Source organism: Pseudarthrobacter sp. LT1, from assembly GCF_035621795.1.
Taxonomy (GTDB): Bacteria; Actinomycetota; Actinomycetes; order Actinomycetales; family Micrococcaceae; genus Arthrobacter.
In genome coordinates, this window is record NZ_CP141830.1 from 775,525 (window position 1) to 791,934 (window position 16,410).

At 68.0% G+C, this 16,410-nt stretch carries 10 protein-coding genes and 1 tRNA gene; 9 read left to right on the forward strand and 2 right to left on the reverse strand.

The features are described 5' to 3' along the window. The first annotated feature begins 74 nt into the window (after positions 1-74). Positions 75-2,009 carry an FAD/NAD(P)-binding protein gene (locus tag VIK36_RS03740; protein WP_324644114.1) on the forward strand — a complete coding sequence of 645 codons (1,935 nt, stop codon included), beginning with the start codon at positions 75-77 and terminating at the stop codon, positions 2,007-2,009. Positions 2,010-2,111: 102 nt separating this feature from the next. On the opposite strand, the gene VIK36_RS03745 is transcribed toward VIK36_RS03740, so the two are convergent. Both VIK36_RS03745 and VIK36_RS03750 read right to left on the reverse strand, forming a co-directional pair. Continuing rightward, positions 2,112-6,632: an ExeM/NucH family extracellular endonuclease gene (locus VIK36_RS03745; RefSeq protein ID WP_324644115.1), complete on the reverse strand. Its 4,521-nt coding sequence runs from the start codon at positions 6,630-6,632 to the stop codon at positions 2,112-2,114. A gap of 420 nt (positions 6,633-7,052) precedes the next feature. Beyond that, a tRNA-Ser gene (locus VIK36_RS03750) sits at positions 7,053-7,140 on the reverse strand. A 108-nt stretch (positions 7,141-7,248) separates the two neighbouring features. On the opposite strand from VIK36_RS03750, the gene VIK36_RS03755 reads away from it, so the two are divergent. The 8 genes from VIK36_RS03755 (at position 7,249) to VIK36_RS03790 (ending at position 16,355) form a co-directional block, all read left to right on the forward strand. Next, complete coding sequence (locus tag VIK36_RS03755) at positions 7,249-8,232, forward strand: NAD(P)H-quinone oxidoreductase (RefSeq protein WP_324644116.1); 984 nt, start codon at positions 7,249-7,251, stop codon at positions 8,230-8,232. Between the two features lie 123 nt (positions 8,233-8,355). Further along, positions 8,356-8,961: a PadR family transcriptional regulator gene (locus VIK36_RS03760; protein WP_324644117.1), complete on the forward strand. Its 606-nt coding sequence runs from the start codon at positions 8,356-8,358 to the stop codon at positions 8,959-8,961. Further along, complete coding sequence (locus VIK36_RS03765) at positions 8,958-9,695, forward strand: ABC transporter ATP-binding protein (RefSeq protein ID WP_324644118.1); 738 nt, start codon at positions 8,958-8,960, stop codon at positions 9,693-9,695. Before VIK36_RS03760 ends, VIK36_RS03765 begins: the two co-directional genes overlap by 4 nt. Next, entirely contained in the window at positions 9,695-12,550 is a 2,856-nt protein-coding gene (locus VIK36_RS03770; RefSeq protein WP_324644119.1) for a hypothetical protein, read from the forward strand. The genes VIK36_RS03765 and VIK36_RS03770 overlap by 1 nt, the downstream gene beginning before the upstream one ends. A 147-nt stretch (positions 12,551-12,697) precedes the next feature. Beyond that, a complete protein-coding gene (locus tag VIK36_RS03775; RefSeq protein WP_324644120.1) occupies positions 12,698-14,995 on the forward strand; it encodes a carbon starvation CstA family protein in 2,298 nt (765 codons plus the stop codon). After that, positions 14,995-15,198 carry a YbdD/YjiX family protein gene (locus VIK36_RS03780; protein ID WP_324644121.1) on the forward strand — a complete coding sequence of 68 codons (204 nt, stop codon included), beginning with the start codon at positions 14,995-14,997 and terminating at the stop codon, positions 15,196-15,198. Before VIK36_RS03775 ends, VIK36_RS03780 begins: the two co-directional genes overlap by 1 nt. A 79-nt stretch (positions 15,199-15,277) precedes the next feature. Further along, positions 15,278-15,904: a bacterial proteasome activator family protein gene (locus VIK36_RS03785; protein ID WP_255174443.1), complete on the forward strand. Its 627-nt coding sequence runs from the start codon at positions 15,278-15,280 to the stop codon at positions 15,902-15,904. A gap of 7 nt (positions 15,905-15,911) precedes the next feature. Next, positions 15,912-16,355 carry a hypothetical protein gene (locus VIK36_RS03790; protein WP_255174444.1) on the forward strand — a complete coding sequence of 148 codons (444 nt, stop codon included), beginning with the start codon at positions 15,912-15,914 and terminating at the stop codon, positions 16,353-16,355. The last annotated feature ends 55 nt before the right edge of the window (positions 16,356-16,410 follow it).

Genomic DNA, 16,410 nt, shown 5'->3' on the forward strand with positions numbered 1-16,410 from the left:
CAAACAACATCCCCCATGGCTGGCAAGTCAAGCGTCCGGCGCACGCTCCGCTTCCAGCCCGTACGCTGTATGGCGTGGAAATATCGCAGAGCAACCGGGCCGTCATCATCGGTGGCGGTCCCCGCGGCACCAGCGTGCTGGAGCGGCTGCTCGCCCACACCGCCGTCGCCGGCAACCCGAAAACGGACCTGCACATCGACGTCGTGGACCCCTACCCGGCAGGCCCCGGACATGTGTGGCAACCGGGCCAGTCCCGGCTGTTCCTCATGAACACCCAGTCCTTCTACCCCACCCTGGTTCCCGAGGATCCGGCCCTCCCCGCACCTGTTGCCGGCGCCACCTTCGACCAGTGGCGGGCCAGGCAGCAGCGGGACCCGCTCCCGGCCCTCACCGCCGGGGACCGGGCGGAGCTGGCGGTACTGGGATCGAACGATTTTCCCAGCCGCGCCCTCTACGGACGCTACCTGCGCTGCACCGTGGAGGAATTGCTGGGCACGGCTCCCGACGGCGTCACGATCGCATTCCACGAAACGACCGCTGTGTCGGTGCGTCCCGCGGGGGACGGAATGTTCGACGTCGGCCTGGCCACCGGGGAGGGCATCCGCGCCCATTCCGTGGTGCTGGCCCTGGGACACATCCCCTCCCGGCTGAATCCTGAACAGCGGGAGCTGCAGGCAGCCGCCGGGCAACTGGGCCTGCAGTACTTTCCCCCCGCCGTCCCGGCGGACGTGGACTGGTCCAGGATCCCCGCCGGCGAGCCGGTCCTGGTCCGCGGCATGGGCCTGAACTTCTTCGACACCATGGGCCAGCTCACCGAAGGCCGCGGCGGCAAGTTCGTGTCCAACGGCACAGGCCTGGAGTACGAACCGTCCGGCCAGGAACCCCTGATCATCGCAGCGTCCCGGCGTGGGACCCCGTACCGTGCCAAGGCGGCACTGGACGGCTACTACGCCTCCTCCATCACGCTCCGCTACCTCACCGAGGCCGCCATCGAACGGCTGGCGAAGGCCGGGATCCGCCCTTCGTTCGACCACGACCTGTGGCCGCTGCTGCACCGCGACGCCCTGTGGGCCTACTACTCAACGCTGGTGCGCTCGCAGCCCGGCGCGGTGCCCGACGCGCCCGCGTTCCTCACCGCGCTGGAGGAAGCCCTTCAGCCGCACGCGCACAGCGCCGCGAACTGGGAGGACAGCGTTGAGAGCGTCCTGGCCGTCCACGTGGGTCCCCGGCACCGCCTGGACCTGCCGGGGCTTGCGGCTCCACTGGCAGGCCGTTCGTTCGACTCCCGCAGGGGCCACGACGCCGCCGTGGTGGAGTTCCTGCTTGACGATGCGCGCCGGTCGGCCCTGGGCGAGGACGATCCGGTCAAGATGGCCATCGCCGCGCTGCACCACGGCCGCGCCGTCCTGAAGTCGGCAGTGGCCGACGGCGGCATCACCGACGAGTCATGGGTCGCCGGCCTGCGCGGCTGGTTCGAGTCGTTTGTGGAGGGCCTGGCCAGCGGACCGCCGGCGCTGCGTTCCGAACAGCTCGCGGCCCTGGCAAGGGCCGGGGTGGTCAGCTTTGTTGGGCCGGACCCGAAATTCCGGGTGGACCGGAAGGCGGCCATGTTCACCGCTGCTTCGCCGTGGGTTTCCGGGCCGCCCGCCACGGCACGGACCATGGTGGAGGCCCTGGCTCCCGGAAACCGGGTCTCGGCCAACGATTCACCGGTATTGGAGCAGCTGCTGGCCGATGGGCTGGTGCGGCCCAAGCTCATGATGGCCGCCGAAGGTGCTCCCATCGAGTCCACCGGCCTGGACGTGGAGGCCCACCCGTACCGCCCGGTGGCTGCCAACGGGTCAGTGACCGAGGGTCTGTTCGTGCTGGGGCTGCAGTTGTCGTCAGCGCAGTGGGGCACCGCCATCGCCGCCGAGGCCGTCCAGCCCGGCGGACCCGCGTACCGCAGCGGCCAGCGCACGCTCCGCGACGCGGACGAGATCGCCGCCGCCATCCTTCGCCGGGCTTAACTCGCCGCACTTAATTTCGCAGGGCTTAAATGGCGATGCGCCATCACTTATGGTCGCTAAACCGGCGGAATAGGGACCACAAGTGATGGCGCATCCAGGGTTTTAGCCCCGCAGGCAGGCGCGGTAGGCGGCCATGGCCTGGCCGTAGTTCGCCTGCCCCCTGACGTCAGCGGGACGGGTGGGCTTGACCGGCGGAACGCAGACCGGCTGCGCCGGCGTATCGGCTCCCACCAGTACGGCCACCTTCACCGTGGTCCCGGACTCGACGGCGGTGAGCACCAGGGTTGCCGCGCCCTCCGCCGCCCCGGCCGGGACGGCCAGGTCCATCGAGGCCGCGCCGGCGGCCACCGGTACTGTGCCCAGCGGGGTGACCGTGCCGGCGGCGTCGGTGAACGAAGCTTCCAGGGCGGTGTTCACCGGGCTGCCCAGGGAGGTCAGGTCAAGCTTCGAGACCGCCAGGGTGACGGGCCCACCGGGCTTGACCCCGTCGGCGGTGGTGTTGGTGACCGCCACCGAACGCCGCGCGAAGTCCGGAGCCACCGGGCTGCTCTTCTGGAGGTAGCCGATCCAGGCGTCCCGGTCCACCAGCCCGGAATCCCGGGTATTGGTGCCTTCGGTGAAGATCCGGAAGTTGTCGCCTCCCGTGGCCAGGAAGCTGAACGTGCCCACCCGGTAGGACCTGGCCGGGTCCAGCAGTTCACCGTTCACCCGCACCCCGGTGATCCGGTCACCCGCGGCCCGGGCGGCGTCGTAGGTGTAGTTCACGTTCTTGGACAGGCCCAGCTGCAGGTAGGCGCGGCTGGGGACCGTGCCGTCCGGATTGGTCTGCCACTGCTGCTCCAGCAGGGTCGTGAACTGCGCACCGGTCAGGGACGTAGTCCACAGGTTGTTCACGAACGGCAGGACCGCGTTGGCCTCGGCGTAGGTGATGGTGCCGTCCGGCGCGTAGTACAGCTCGTTGCGCAGGCCGCCGGGATTGACGACGCCGATTTCCGCGCCGCCGAGCTCGGCCGGCTGCAGGGAGGAAAGCAGCGAGTCGGCCACCAGGTTGCCGAGGGTGGATTCGCTGCCGCGGTCATCGCGCTTGGCGGTGCCGGTGGCATCGGTGGTGAAAGCCGTGGTGATGTCCTTGGTGACCGAACCCACGGGCTGGTTGCCCACCACAGCGGCGTCCGCCAGGGCCTTTTTGACGATTGCGTCGACCGCGGCCACGCGCGGGTACGCAGCCACCAGGCCGGCGGCGGCGTCGGTGGTGCGCTTGACGTTCCCGGCCTTGTATGCGGTCACCTGCTTGCTGGCGGTGTCCACGGTCAGCTGGATCTGGCCCACGTTCTCGCCGTAGTTGCCGGTCTGCACGATGGGCCGGGTCTTGCCCGCCACCCCGGGAACAGGTGCGTCCCAGGCGTACTCCTTGTGGGTGTGGCCGGTGAAGATGGCATCAACGTCAGCGGACGTTTCGGTGACCAGCCTGGCGAAAGGCCCGCCGGCTGTCACTTCCTGCTCCAGCGTGGCGCCTTCCACCACACCCGAGCCGGCGCCGTCGTGATCTTCCACGATGATGACGTCGGCAATCTTGTCCGCGGTGATCTTTGCGGCCACCCGGTTGATGGCGTCCACCGGGTCCCCGAAGTCGAGGTCCGTGATGCCGGCCGGCGTCACCAGGGACGGCACCTCCTGGGTGACGGTGCCGATGACGGCCACCTTGACGCCGTTCAGATCCAGCACCGTGTACTCCGGAAGTGCCGGCTCGGTGGTGCCCTTCTTGTAGACGTTGGCGCCCAAGTAGGGGAACTTCGCATTCGTGCCGCCGGCAATGACGCGGTCGCGCAGGTCCGCCCAGCCGCCGTCGAACTCGTGGTTGCCCACAGCGGATGCCTTCAGTTCCAAAGCATTCAGCACGTCGATGGTGGGCTGGTCCTTGGCAATCGCCGAGGCGAACAGGGAGGCGCCGATGTTGTCACCTGCGGACAGGAACGCCGTGGCCCCCGGAGCGGCCGCGGCGCGCAGCTTTTCAATGGTGCCCGCGAACTGGACCGTATTGGCGTCGATCCTGCCGTGGAAATCGTTGATGTTCAGGAGGTTCAGGTCAACAGTGGCAGGTGTGGATGCCAGGTCCAGGCCCACCACCACGGGATCGTGGTCGCTGGCGCGGAACTGGTCCGGTGCGTAGTAGTTGGTGACGTTGTTGTTGTAGCGGCTGTACTCCAGCGCCACGGACTCCACCGAGTTGATGTTCCAGATGTCCGCGCCGGTGACGACGGCGTTGGCCGCCGGGGAGGCCAGGATGTGGTCGAGGGAGCCCACCATGCCGCCGAAGAGGTAGGAGTGCTTGGCGGTGCCGTCGGCGTTCTTCGCCTTGTCGTCCTGGTTGACATACCCGGCGCCCGTGAGGACGTTGATCGGGTCTTCTTTGCCGTAGGAGTTGAAGTCACCGATCAGGAAAACCTTGTCGGTGCCCTTGGACTTCTGCAGCTCGTCGGAGAACGCCAGCAGGGACTGCGCTTGGGCGGTGCGGGCGAGGTTTGAATTGCCCTGGCCCTTGTCGGTGTCGTCCGGAGTGGCAGCTGAGCCCTTGGACTTGAAGTGGTTGGCGATCGCGATGAACTTCTTGTCATCAGGGGCGCCCACGGGCTTGAACACCTGGGCCAGGGGCTTGCGGGCGCTGGCGAATGCAACGGTGTCGTTGTGGATGATGGATTCGCCCACCGGTTCCGCGGCTGCCTTCTTGAAAATGAACGCCGTGCGGATCATGTCCTCATCGGCCAGCGGGGGCGCGTTCGCGGGTGAGCGGACGTAGTCCCAGATGCCCGGGGTGGGGATGTTGAGCGCCTCCACGAGTTTGGCCAGGGCATCATCGCGGTCCTTGCCGAACTGCGCGGAGTTTTCAACCTCCATCAGGGTCACCACGTCGGCGCCGGACTTGGAGATGGCGGCGACAATCTTGTCCTGCTGGCGCTTGAAGTTCTCGGCGTTGGCGGCGCCGCGGACGTTGCAGCCGCCGCTGACGGTGATGGGGTTGCCTGCGCGGTCGGTGTAGAACTTGCAGCCGGAGAGCATGTCACCGGTGGTGGGGAAGTAGTTCAGGACGTTGAACGAGGCGATCTTGACGTTGCCGCCAACGGCGGCCGGGGCATCCGTCCGGGTGGCTCCGAAGCCGGCCGGCTGGACCGTTGCCTTGTTGGCCTCGGTCAGGTGGGTCAGCGGCTGGAGCTTCCAGGAGTTGTTGGCGTAACCCAGCACCACGTTGGTGGTGAAGTCCACCGGCGAACCCACGCGGACGGGGTCCGTGGTGGTCAGGTACGGCAGGACCTCGGCCTTGGTGGCGGCGTCCTTCAGGAAATTGGTGCTGGACCCGTCGTCGAGCTTGATGCCGCGGGCAGCGTTGTCAGCCACCACGGCGGTGTACTCGGCGGAGCCGAACGGTGCCACAGCTGTGGGCTGGACCAGGGGAGTGGTCCCGCCCGCGAGGCCAATCTCGCCGTACTGGTTCAGGCTGTAGTTGTCGCTCACCGTCAGGGGCCCCTGGGGTGCCAGCAGCATGCCTTCCAGCGATTCCCGGAAGGTTTCCGCGGCGGGAAGGGTGAAGATGGTGGGCTTGACCTCGGGCGCAGCTTCGGTGAGCTTGGTGAGGCCCGCCGCCGGGACGTTGAGCTGGGTCATGCCGTAGTACTCGGCCACTGTGCCCGTCACCTGGACGTAGTCACCGGCCTGCACCGAAGCCACAGTGGCGGGGGAGTAGACGAAGATGCCGTCGGATGCGGCGTGGTTGGTGGCCGTCAGGTCACCACCCGTGCCCGGCGTCTGGAGGTAGTAGCCGTTGAGGCCGCCCGTCGGAAAGGCTGCCGTGACTTTGCCCTTGGTGGTGACGGTGGCTCCGGCCAGCGGGCTTTCCGTCCCTGTGCCCTGGATTTCCGCGATGGTCCTGGAAATGGGATCCGGCGAGGGGGTGGGGTCGGGAGCCGGAGCTGTGCCGCCCGCAGGTGTTGGCGTGATCGCGCCAAGGAGCGTGAAGTCAGCGGTGTTGTTGTTGCTGTCCGCCCCGGCGGCCCTGTTGAGGCTCTTCACATCGGTGTTGCCGGCAGGTGCCGCAGCAGCCTGGGTCTCGAAGGTGTTGGAGGCACCGTAGCCCAGGAGGTCGGCCACGCCGGCTGTTTCCACCACGGAACCGGTGGGAAGTGCGACGGCGGTGGGCTGCTTGGCGAGCACGATGGTGCCCGAGGCCCCGGCGAAGTTCAGGGCGCCGGCCACGAGGTCAGGCGTGGGCAGGTCTGCGCCGTTGGTGCCATTGCTTCCGCCCTGGACGAGGTAGTAGCCCTTGGCAGGGATGGACCCTGACAGGGCAGCCACCCCGCTTGGCGCCGCAGTGCCGGTACCGGAGCGGTACTGCACGGACCAGCCCTCAAGGGAGACCGGGGCGTCCGAGGTGTTGTACAGCTCCACGAATTTGTTCCTGTAGGCGGCGCCGCTGCTGCCGCCGCTGAGGTAGGCCTCGTTGATGACAACGGGGGAGGTGCCGGCCGCGGCTGAGACCTCCGCGGCCGCCGGGACAGCCGCCAGCGGGGCGGCGATGAGCCCCGCGGACAACGCTGTGCCCAGCGATAACTTCCATGTTTTTTGATGCATCCGCTCTTACTTTCATTGAGGTGTCCCGGGTGGGGACCCGGTGGAGTGCGTCCGGGGTTGTACCGATCGGACGTGGGCCCGGACCCTGCTCCTGGTCAAGTGGTGTCCGGCACATGACAACAGCGCTGAATGAACGCAGGATGGCTAGAGCGTGCATTCGGCGGGACGTTCCCCAGCGGAGCGGCCCGCCCTGCGGCCCGGAGCTTCCCTAGCCCGGACCGGAGGTGCTGTTGGCGGGAGTGATGCTGCCGGCAAATACGCATATGTGCCGGCAGTCACAAACAATACCCGCGGGTAGCTTTGGGGCCCGGGTTCGGCAGGGGGTTAGTCCAAAGAATTTACGTGTTCGCAACAAGGCAGGCCGGGGCTGCTTAAAGCAAAAAACCCCTGGCGGCCTACAGGCTGCCAGGGGTTCCCTTGCGGAAGGTAAGAGATTCGAACTCTTGGTACGGGGTTACCGCACACTGGTTTTCAAGACCAGCTCCTTCGGCCGCTCGGACAACCTTCCTCAGCTAGTAGTGTTTCATAGGCGCTTGCCTGCAACAAAACAGGCCCGGGGAAGCGCGCGGTGCACACTGGATGCAGCCAGGATTTTAGTCAGGAACGGGAGAGGTCCATGAAAGCCGTCTACATATCGGAACCGGGCGGCCCGGAAGTGCTGGAAGTGCGGGACGTGGCCGCCCCGGTGCCCGGCCAGGGCGAAGTGCTGATTGACGTGGTGGCGGCCGGCCTGAACCGGGCCGATGTCCAGCAGCGCAGGGGCTTCTACCCGCCGCCGCCGGGCGCTTCCGAGGTCCCCGGGCTGGAAGTGTCAGGACGGATCGCCGGCTTCGGGCCCGGCGTCAGCAAGCCTTTCTCGCTGGGGGACAAGGTAGTGGCCCTGTTGGCAGGCGGCGGCTACGCCCAGCAGGTGGCGGTCCCGGCCGAGCAGGTGCTTCGCGTCCCCGAAGGGGTTGACCTGGTCACCGCCGCGTCGCTGCCGGAGGTGGCTGCGACGGTGTACTCAAACCTCATCATGACGGCGCAGCTGCAGCCGGGCGAAACGGTCCTCATCCACGGTGCCACCGGCGGGATCGGCACCATGGCCATCCAGCTCGCCAAGGCCTTCGGCGCCAAGGTGGCCACCACGGCCGGGTCTGAGGAAAAGGTCAGTACCGCCAAAGCCTTCCTCGGGGCGGATATCGCCATCAATTACAAAGAGGAAGACTTTCCGGAGAGCCTTCGGCGGCAGAACGGCGGCAAGGGGGCCGACGTCATCCTGGACGTGGTGGGCGCCAAGTACCTGCAGCAGAACGTGGACGCCCTGGCCGACTACGGGCGCCTGGTGGTCATCGGCCTGCAGGGCGGAACCAAGGGTGAACTGGACCTGGGGCTGCTGCTGAAGAAGCGGGCGGCCGTGGTGGCTACTGCCCTGCGGCCCAGGCCGGTGGCGGAAAAAGGTGCCATCATGACCGCCGTGCGTGAGGCTGTGTGGCCGCTGGTGGCAGACGGCAGGATCCGTCCCCTGGTTGCCAAGACATTCCCCCTGGATCAAGTGGGTGCGGCGCACCGGTACTTTGACAGCGGCGATCACGTGGGCAAGGTCCTCCTGGTGATGTAGGACCCCCGATACATACCCGGTATTGCGTTCCGGGATGCTTCCGGTCTAGGCTGGCCATACGCGGTATGCACGGGTCTTGGGGGCCTGTGCATGCCGGTAAATGACTAAGCCCGGGGGAGCATCATGTCGATTCGCCATAGCCTCCTCGCCCTGCTGCAGGACCAGCCACGCTATGGCTACCAGCTGCGGGTCGAGTTCGAGAACCGCACCGGAGCCACCTGGCCCCTGAATATCGGGCAGGTGTACACCACCCTGGACCGGCTGGAACGCGATGCCCTGGTGGCCAAGGAAGGCGATGACGGCGAAGGCCATGTGGTGTACAGCATCACCCCGGCCGGCAAAGCGGAGGTGCGGAGCTGGTTTGCCGCCCCGGTGGAGCGGAACAACCCGCCCCGCAATGAGCTCGCCATCAAGCTCGCGCTCGCCGTCACCCTGCCTGGGGTGGATGTCCAGGCCATCATCCAGGCCCAGCGCGTGGCGTCCATCAGGGCCCTGCAGGACTACACCAAGGCCCGGCGTGACACGGCGGCGAACCAGCGCGCCACGGATACCGCCTGGCTGTTGGTGCTCGACTCCCTGATCTTCCAGACCGAAGCGGAAGTCCGCTGGCTTGACCTCTGCGAGGCCAGGATGGTCCAGCAGGCCCAGGCCGCCGCCACAGGTCCTGCCCGGAAGGCGTCCAACGGGGCCCCGGAAGATGCCCCGCTCAGCGCGGACAGCCGCCGGTGAGCGTGCAGGGGCCGCAGCAGGTCCTTGAACTCGCCAAGGTTGGCAGGACCTTCGGGGAAGGCGCGACGGCGGTCGCCGCACTCCGCGACGTCGACCTCACCATATCGGCGGGGGAGTTCGTCGCTGTCATGGGACCTTCGGGCTCAGGCAAGTCCTCCCTGCTGGCCGTCGCCGGCGGACTGGACCGGCCGACGTCGGGCGCTGTCTTTGTCGAATCCACGCCCCTGGCCGGGCTGGGCCTGAATGAACTGGCCCGCCTGCGCCGCCGCGCCGTCGGCTACATTTTCCAGGACTTCAACCTGGTCCCCACGTTGACTGCCGGCGAAAACGTGGCGCTGCCGCTGGAGCTGGATGGAACATCCGCGAGGAAGGCGCACCGGCAGGCCGCGGACGCGCTGCGGCAGGTGGGCATCCCGGAGTTGGCGGACCGGTTCATGGACCAGATGTCCGGCGGACAGCAGCAGCGCGTGGCGATCGCCCGGGCCATCGTGGGCAACCGGCGGCTGATCCTGGCTGACGAACCCACCGGTGCACTGGATTCGACCACCGGCCACGGGGTCATGGAGGTGCTGCGGGCCCGGGCCGACGCCGGGGCGGCGGTCATGCTGGTCACCCACGAGGCCAGGCATGCCGCCTGGGCGGACCGGGTGGTCTTCCTCAGGGATGGGCGCATCATCGACCAGGCCGCCGCCATGCACGATCCCACCATGCTCCTGACGCAGGCCGGACTCTGATGCCGCTTGACCTCGCTCCGGTGCCGCAGGGGCGCCGGAGCAGCTGCCGCGTTGCCCTGCGGCTGGCGCGCCGCGACATCGCCCGCCACAAAGGCCGCTCCCTCCTGATCATCCTGCTGATCATGCTGCCCGTGGCCGGAATGACCGGCGCCGCCACCCTCTACCAGAGCTCCCAGCGCACGCTTGGGGAGACGGTCCGGTACGAACTGGGCAACACCCAGGCCAGGTTCGGCGTCCTGCCGGTGCCCAGCGCGGATTCCCTGCAGGATCCGCTCGATGACGGCGTCGTCGCCTCCAGCACCGGCCGCTATGACCCGGATTTCCAGCGGACCGACCCTTTGGACGCCATCCCGGCAGGCTATGAAATCCTTCCGCATCGCCTGCTGCAGCTGACCACCGGCGTGGGGAAGGCCCTCGTTTCACTGCAGGGCCGCGAGGTGGACGCACTCAACCCGGCCTTCACCGGCAAGTTCAGCCTCCTGGCCGGAAGGGCACCGCGGGACGGGAGGGAGGTGCTGCTTTCGCCCGGACTGATGTCGCGGTTCCACCTCACCTTCGGACAGGACTTTACGACGTCGGCCGGAACCTTTGTCCCGGTGGGAACCATCCGCGACGCGGCCGCCTCGGACGGCAACAGCTTTCTGTACCTGCAGGCAAGCCAGGTTCCCGCCGACCTCCCACAGGGGCCGCTGACCCGCCAGTCCGTGTCCTACTACCTGGTGGGCCCTGGGCCGGTCACCTGGGAACAGATCAAGGAGGCCAACAGCAAAGGCGTGGGCGTGCTCTCCCGCAGTGTGGTGCTGAATCCGCCGCCCGTCGACCAACGCACCGTTCCAGGTGCGCAGCTGCACGACAATACGTCGGTGCTGGTGACCGTCTATGCCACCTTCGGGCTGGTCGGGGCGCTCGCACTGCTCGAAGTGGGTTTGCTGGCCGGTGCCGCCTTCGCTGTCGGAGCCAGGCGGCAGGTGCGCGAACTGGCGCTGCTGGCATCCGCGGGAGCGGAAAGTTCCACCATCGGTGCCGTCGTCACCGCGGGTGGACTCTGGCTCGGCAGCTTTGCCGTGGCCCTGGGAGCCGCGGCGGGGCTGGGGGCTGCCGCCGTCGTCGTGCACGTGGTCCGCTCGACTGGTTCTGCCCGGCTGGCCGGCCTGCACCCGGATGTCCCGCTGACCGCGATGGCCATGGCCATGGGGCTGGGAGCATGTGTGCTGGCGGCCATGGTCCCGGCACGACAGGTGTCACGGCAGGCGGTGCTGGGCGCGCTCAAATCCGGGAGGACAACGGCACCGAAGGGGCGGCGAATGACCGTGGCCGGTGCCGGGACGCTGGCACTTGCCGCGGGGCTGCTGGCAGCCGGCTGGCTTATCAGCGGGTCCACCGCGGACCCAGACCGGCGGGCGGACCAACTGCCCTTGGTGGTCACGATGCTGATTGCGGGGGCGGTCGCCGCAGTTGCAGGCCTGGTGATGTTGACCGGCTGGCTGATCGGTTGCCTCACGTCCAGGACGCAACGGCTGTCCCTCTCCCTGCGGATGGCAGCGCGGGATTCGGCACGGAACCGCGGCCGCAGCGTTCCCGCGGTGGCGGCAGTCCTGGCCGCCGCCACACTTGCGGGCGCGGCCCTGGTCCTCTCGGCCAGCCAACAAGCGGGCCTGCGGGACGCGCATTACTGGAGCGGGCTGCAGAACCAGGCGTATCTGCCGTTGACGGTGGACCGGCCCCCGGCGGCGGACGGCAGCCGCCGGCCGCCCCTGCACGTGGAAGCATCCACACTGTCCTCGGCGGTGGCAGGTGCCTTGGGGACCGTTGAATCAACCCAGCTCATCGCGGCTCCTGCCGGCCTGCGGAACTGCCCTGAGGGGCCCGCCGATCCAGGGCTGCCGGCACTGACGGATACCTCCAATTGCCTGCTGTTTTCACTTGCCAGGCCGAAGGGCAATGAGTGCCCGACCACCCCCAAGGGAAGGTTGACGGACCCGGGGGACTGGCGGTGCCGCGGTTCCATGGTCAATGAACAACCCTCCGACCGGGCCATCCTGGTCGGCGGCGAAGAGGAAATCCGGGCGGCGCTGGGACGCAGTGCGCCCGCGGAGGCCCTGGCGGTGCTGGACGCCGGCGGGATGGTGGTGACCAACCCGGTCTTCATCAGGGATGGAGCAATCCTGCTGGAAGGCAAAGACGTGAGGACGCACGGGCCCGCGCCCTCAGGGCCCGGCACGGTCCCCGCAACGGTACGAAGTATCCCGCTGCCCGCAACGGTACTTGAGCCGGTGGTCGCGGTCCCTTACTACGGAGTTGTCTCGCCCGAAACAGCCCAACGGCTTGACCTGCGGCCGGAACCCGCCGGACTGCTGGTGCAGCTGGCCACGTACCCGTCCCAGGCTGAGGCGGATGCAGCCTCCGCCGCGGCTGCTGCCGTCTACGGCCAGGCCGGCATGACCTTCCAGGCCGAACCGGGCATTACCCAGGGGAGCCAGTGGATGACCTGGTTCATCGTGGCCGCCGCCGCCCTCGTCACTTTCAGCGCAGCGGGCATCACCGCCGGCCTGTCCCTGGCCGACGCCCGCACGGACCATGCCACCCTTGCCGGGGTCGGCGCAGCACCAAGGCTGCGCAGGGCGCTGGCAGGCTCCCAGGCCCTGTTTACCTCTGGGGTCGGGGCCGCGCTGGGGGCGCTCGCCGGGTCAGTGCCGGCTCTCCTGCTCGTCCTGTCCACGGATATGCGGACGGCGGTGGAGGTTCCCTGGCTGCATCTGCTGGCCCTCGTGGTTGCTGTCCCGTGCACGGCCGGGGCGCTGGCGTGGGCCTGTACCCGCTCGGGCCTGCCCCTGTCCCGCCGGGGCCTGGCGTAGCAGGCGGGCCGCCGTCCCCTCATTCGTCGCCGCGTCGCTGCCGCTCAGCGCACGGCCCGGCGCCGCGCCGCCGTCGGCCGCTAAAGCGCTGACCGGCGTTGGTAGGGTGCCCAGTAGCAAAAGCGGGAAATCTCTCAAGGAGGAGACATGGCCGGAGTGCCTGACCAACGGAAGAACGAATCCCGGGCGGAGGGCGGACTGGCTACGGACCCGGATCTTCCCCCGCCCGCCGTGAACGAGGCGCGGCTCGAAGCCGAGGACCGGAAATGGACCCCGGCAAAGATCGCGCTCTGGGCCGCGATCGCCCTGCTGGGCGGAGTCGCCTGGTTCATGCTGGCGATTGTCCGCGGTGAAACCGTCAACGCCATCTGGTTCGTCTTCGCCTCCGTGTGCACCTACCTGATTGGGTACCGCTTCTACTCCAAGGTGATCGAACGCTACATCACCAGGCCGGATGACCGCCGCGCCACCCCGGCCGAGTACAAGGCCGACGGCAAGGACTACGTCCGCACCGACCGCAACGTGCTCTTCGGCCACCACTTTGCCGCCATCGCCGGCGCCGGCCCGCTGGTGGGCCCGGTCATCGCGGCGCAGATGGGCTACCTGCCCGGCACCATCTGGATCATCATCGGGGTGGTCCTCGCGGGAGCCGTGCAGGACTACCTGGTGCTCTTCTTCTCGATGCGCCGCGGCGGCCGTTCCCTCGGCCAGATGGCGCGCGAGGAACTCGGCATCATCGGCGGCACGGCCGCCCTCATCGCCACCCTGCTCATCATGGTGATCATCGTGGCCATCCTGGCGCTCGTCGTCGTCAACGCTTTGGGCGAAAGCCCGTGGGGCGTGTTCTCCGTGGGCATGACCATCCCCATCGCCCTCTTCATGGGCGTCTACCTCCGCTACCTGCGCCCCGGCAAGGTCATGGAAGTCTCCATCATTGGCTTCGTCCTGCTGATGGCTGCCATCATCGGCGGCGGTGCCGTGGCCGGCACCGAATGGGGCGCGGCGTTCTTCCACCTGGACAAGGTGACCATCGCCTGGGGCCTGATCATCTACGGCTTCATCGCCGCGATCCTGCCGGTGTGGCTGCTCCTGGCCCCCCGCGACTACCTCTCCACCTTCATGAAGATCGGCGTAATCGTCATGCTGGCGCTGGCCATCATCGTGGTCCGCCCCGAAATCACGGTCCCGGCCTTCAGCGAATTCGCCTCCCGCGAGAACGGACCCGTGTTCTCCGGTGCCCTGTTCCCCTTCCTGTTCGTCACCATCGCCTGCGGTGCGCTCTCGGGCTTCCACGCGCTGATCTCGTCGGGCACCACACCCAAGTTGATCGAGAAGGAACGCCAGACCCGCTTCATCGGCTACGGCGGAATGCTGATGGAATCCTTCGTCGCCATCATGGCCCTGGTGGCGGCCATTTCGATTGACCGCGGCATCTACTTTGCGATGAATGCCCCCACCGCCCTGACGGGCGGCACGGTGGAGACGGCCGCGCAGTGGGTCAACAGCCTCGGCCTGGCCGGAGTCAACATCACGCCGGACCTCCTGGCGCAGACCGCCAAGGACGTCGGGGAGCAGAGCATTGTGTCCCGCTCCGGTGGTGCTCCTACCCTGGCGGTCGGCCTGGCGCACATCATGCAGCAGTTCATCGGCGGGACAGCCATGATGGCGTTTTGGTACCACTTCGCCATCATGTTCGAGGCCCTTTTCATCCTCACCGCGGTGGACGCCGGCACCCGCGTTGCCCGCTTCATGCTGCAGGACTCCATCGGCAACTTCGTCCCCAAGTTCAAGGAAGCCTCCTGGCGGCCGGGCGCTTGGTTCTGCACTGCCGTCATGGTGCTTGCCTGGGGTGCGGTGCTGCTGATGGGCGTCACCGATCCGCTGGGCGGCATCAACACCCTGTTCCCGCTGTTCGGCATCGCCAACCAGTTGCTGGCCGCCATTGCGCTGGCCGTGTGCCTGGCCATCGTCGCCAAGCGCGGAACCTTCAAGTACCTCTGGATCGTGGCCCTGCCGCTGGCCTTCGCCGCGGTGGTCACCATTACGGCGAGCTACCAGAAGATCTTCTCCTCCACTCCTGCCGTGGGGTACTTCGCCAACAACGCTGCCTTCAGCAAGGCCCTGGCCGACGGCAAGAAGGAGTTTGGCACAGCGAAATCAGTCGCTGCGATGGAAGCCGTGGTCCGAAACACCGCCATCCAGGGTTGGCTGTCCGTGATCTTCGTGGTGCTCAGCATCATCGTGATTGCGACGGCGGTGCTCGCCACGGTCAAGGCGTTCCGTGACCGGTCGGCTGGCGTGGCCACCGCCGACAACGAGGACCCGGCTGTTCCGTCGCGCGTCTTCGCGCCGGCCGGGCTGGTCCCGACAACCGCGGAACGTGAACTGGCTGCCGAGTGGCAGAAAGTGCCCGCCGAGGCCCGCCTTGAACGGGCAGGGCACTGATGAGCACCGGCATCGCCCTGGTTGCCAACGGGTTCCGCGGGTTCGCCCGCTACCTGGGCGGCGTCATGGGCGCCGACGCCTACGCCAAGTACCTGGAACACCACCGGGCGGCAGGGCACCAGGAAGCACCCCTGACGGAGCGGGAGTTCTGGCGCGACCGTACGGACCGCCAGGACAGCAACCCCCAGGGCCGGTGCTGCTGATTGAGCCCGCAGCGGACAGGCAGGGCCCACCGGGCTTCCCGGTGGGCCCTGCCTGCATGGGCCGTGAGAGTATGAACGCATGAGCGATCCCAATGACACTCAGGCAGCTGAGGATCTCCCGGTAGAAGGCACTCCCGTTGATGACAGCGAGGCACCTGTCCAGGCCCCGTCTGACGGGGACGGCAGGCAGCGGGGCAGCAGCCTGCAGGACCTGGTGGACGAGCCCGCCAAGGTGATGCGGATCGGCACCATGATCCGGCAGCTCCTCGAAGAGGTGAAGTCCGCACCGCTGGACGACGCCGCAAGGGGCCGGCTCGCCGCCATCCACGAGCGCTCCATCAAGGAACTTGAGGACGGGCTCGCGCCGGAACTGGTGGCGGAGCTGGACAGGATCAGCCTGCCCCTCTCCGACGAGGCCACTCCCTCCGACGCCGAGCTTCGGATCGCCCAGGCCCAGCTGGTGGGGTGGCTGGAGGGCCTCTTCCACGGGATCCAGACGGCCATTGCGGCCCAGAACGCAGCCCGGGAACACGCAGCGGCACAGCTGCAGCTGCGCCAGCTGCCGCCTGGCACCATGATTGCGCCCGGCGTCGTGATCGGGGAAAACGGCGAGCCCCAACGTGCGCCGGCCGGCGCCCGGCCGGGGCAGCCGGCACGTCCCAGCCAACGTGAGGACCCGGACCACGGCCCGGGCCAGTACCTGTAGGTTCCGCTTGGGCTTTTTCAGCGCCGCCAGGCAGGGGCGCAAAGACGACGCGGAGCTGGGCCAGGGGTTGTGGCGCCGGGCGCACGACCGCTTCCACCGGGGACTGGACCGCTTCCACCAGGTGCTCGAGGGCGTGGAGGACGACCAGTTGTACGGCGAACTGGTGGGCATCGCCAACCAACTCGCCGCCCTGCTTCCGCGCGTCCGGGCTGTCTGCATGGAGGCGCAGCGGCGTGCCCCCAGCGAGGGCCTGGACATACCGGCGGCCCTGGCGGACGTCCACAGGTCCTTGTCCAAGGCAGGAAATTCGCTGGCAACGACGGCAGAGGCGGCGGCAATGCTGCGGCTCGCCGTGGGTCCGGTGCCGGTGGGTGCAGCATCAGTCCACCGCCGCGCCGAGGCTGTCTTCCAGCAGGTGGACGACGCCGAGAGGCAGCTTCACGCGGAATAGCTGCACAGGTGCCGCGGGATATTCCCGATTTGGAAGCCTACTTTTCAGTTAAGCG

What these genes read in the sequence shown, in the direction of transcription:
- VIK36_RS03755 (WP_324644116.1), top strand. Translation starts at nt 7,249, where the DNA reads ATGAAAGCCGTCTACATATCGGAACCGGGCGGCCCGGAAGTGCTGGAA.
- VIK36_RS03770 (WP_324644119.1), top strand. Translation starts at nt 9,695, where the DNA reads ATGCCGCTTGACCTCGCTCCGGTGCCGCAGGGGCGCCGGAGCAGCTGC.
- VIK36_RS03760 (WP_324644117.1), top strand. Translation starts at nt 8,356, where the DNA reads ATGTCGATTCGCCATAGCCTCCTCGCCCTGCTGCAGGACCAGCCACGC.
- VIK36_RS03785 (WP_255174443.1), top strand. Translation starts at nt 15,278, where the DNA reads ATGAGCGATCCCAATGACACTCAGGCAGCTGAGGATCTCCCGGTAGAA.
- VIK36_RS03775 (WP_324644120.1), top strand. Translation starts at nt 12,698, where the DNA reads ATGGCCGGAGTGCCTGACCAACGGAAGAACGAATCCCGGGCGGAGGGC.
- VIK36_RS03745 (WP_324644115.1), bottom strand. Translation starts at nt 6,632, where the DNA reads ATGCATCAAAAAACATGGAAGTTATCGCTGGGCACAGCGTTGTCCGCG.
- VIK36_RS03780 (WP_324644121.1), top strand. Translation starts at nt 14,995, where the DNA reads ATGAGCACCGGCATCGCCCTGGTTGCCAACGGGTTCCGCGGGTTCGCC.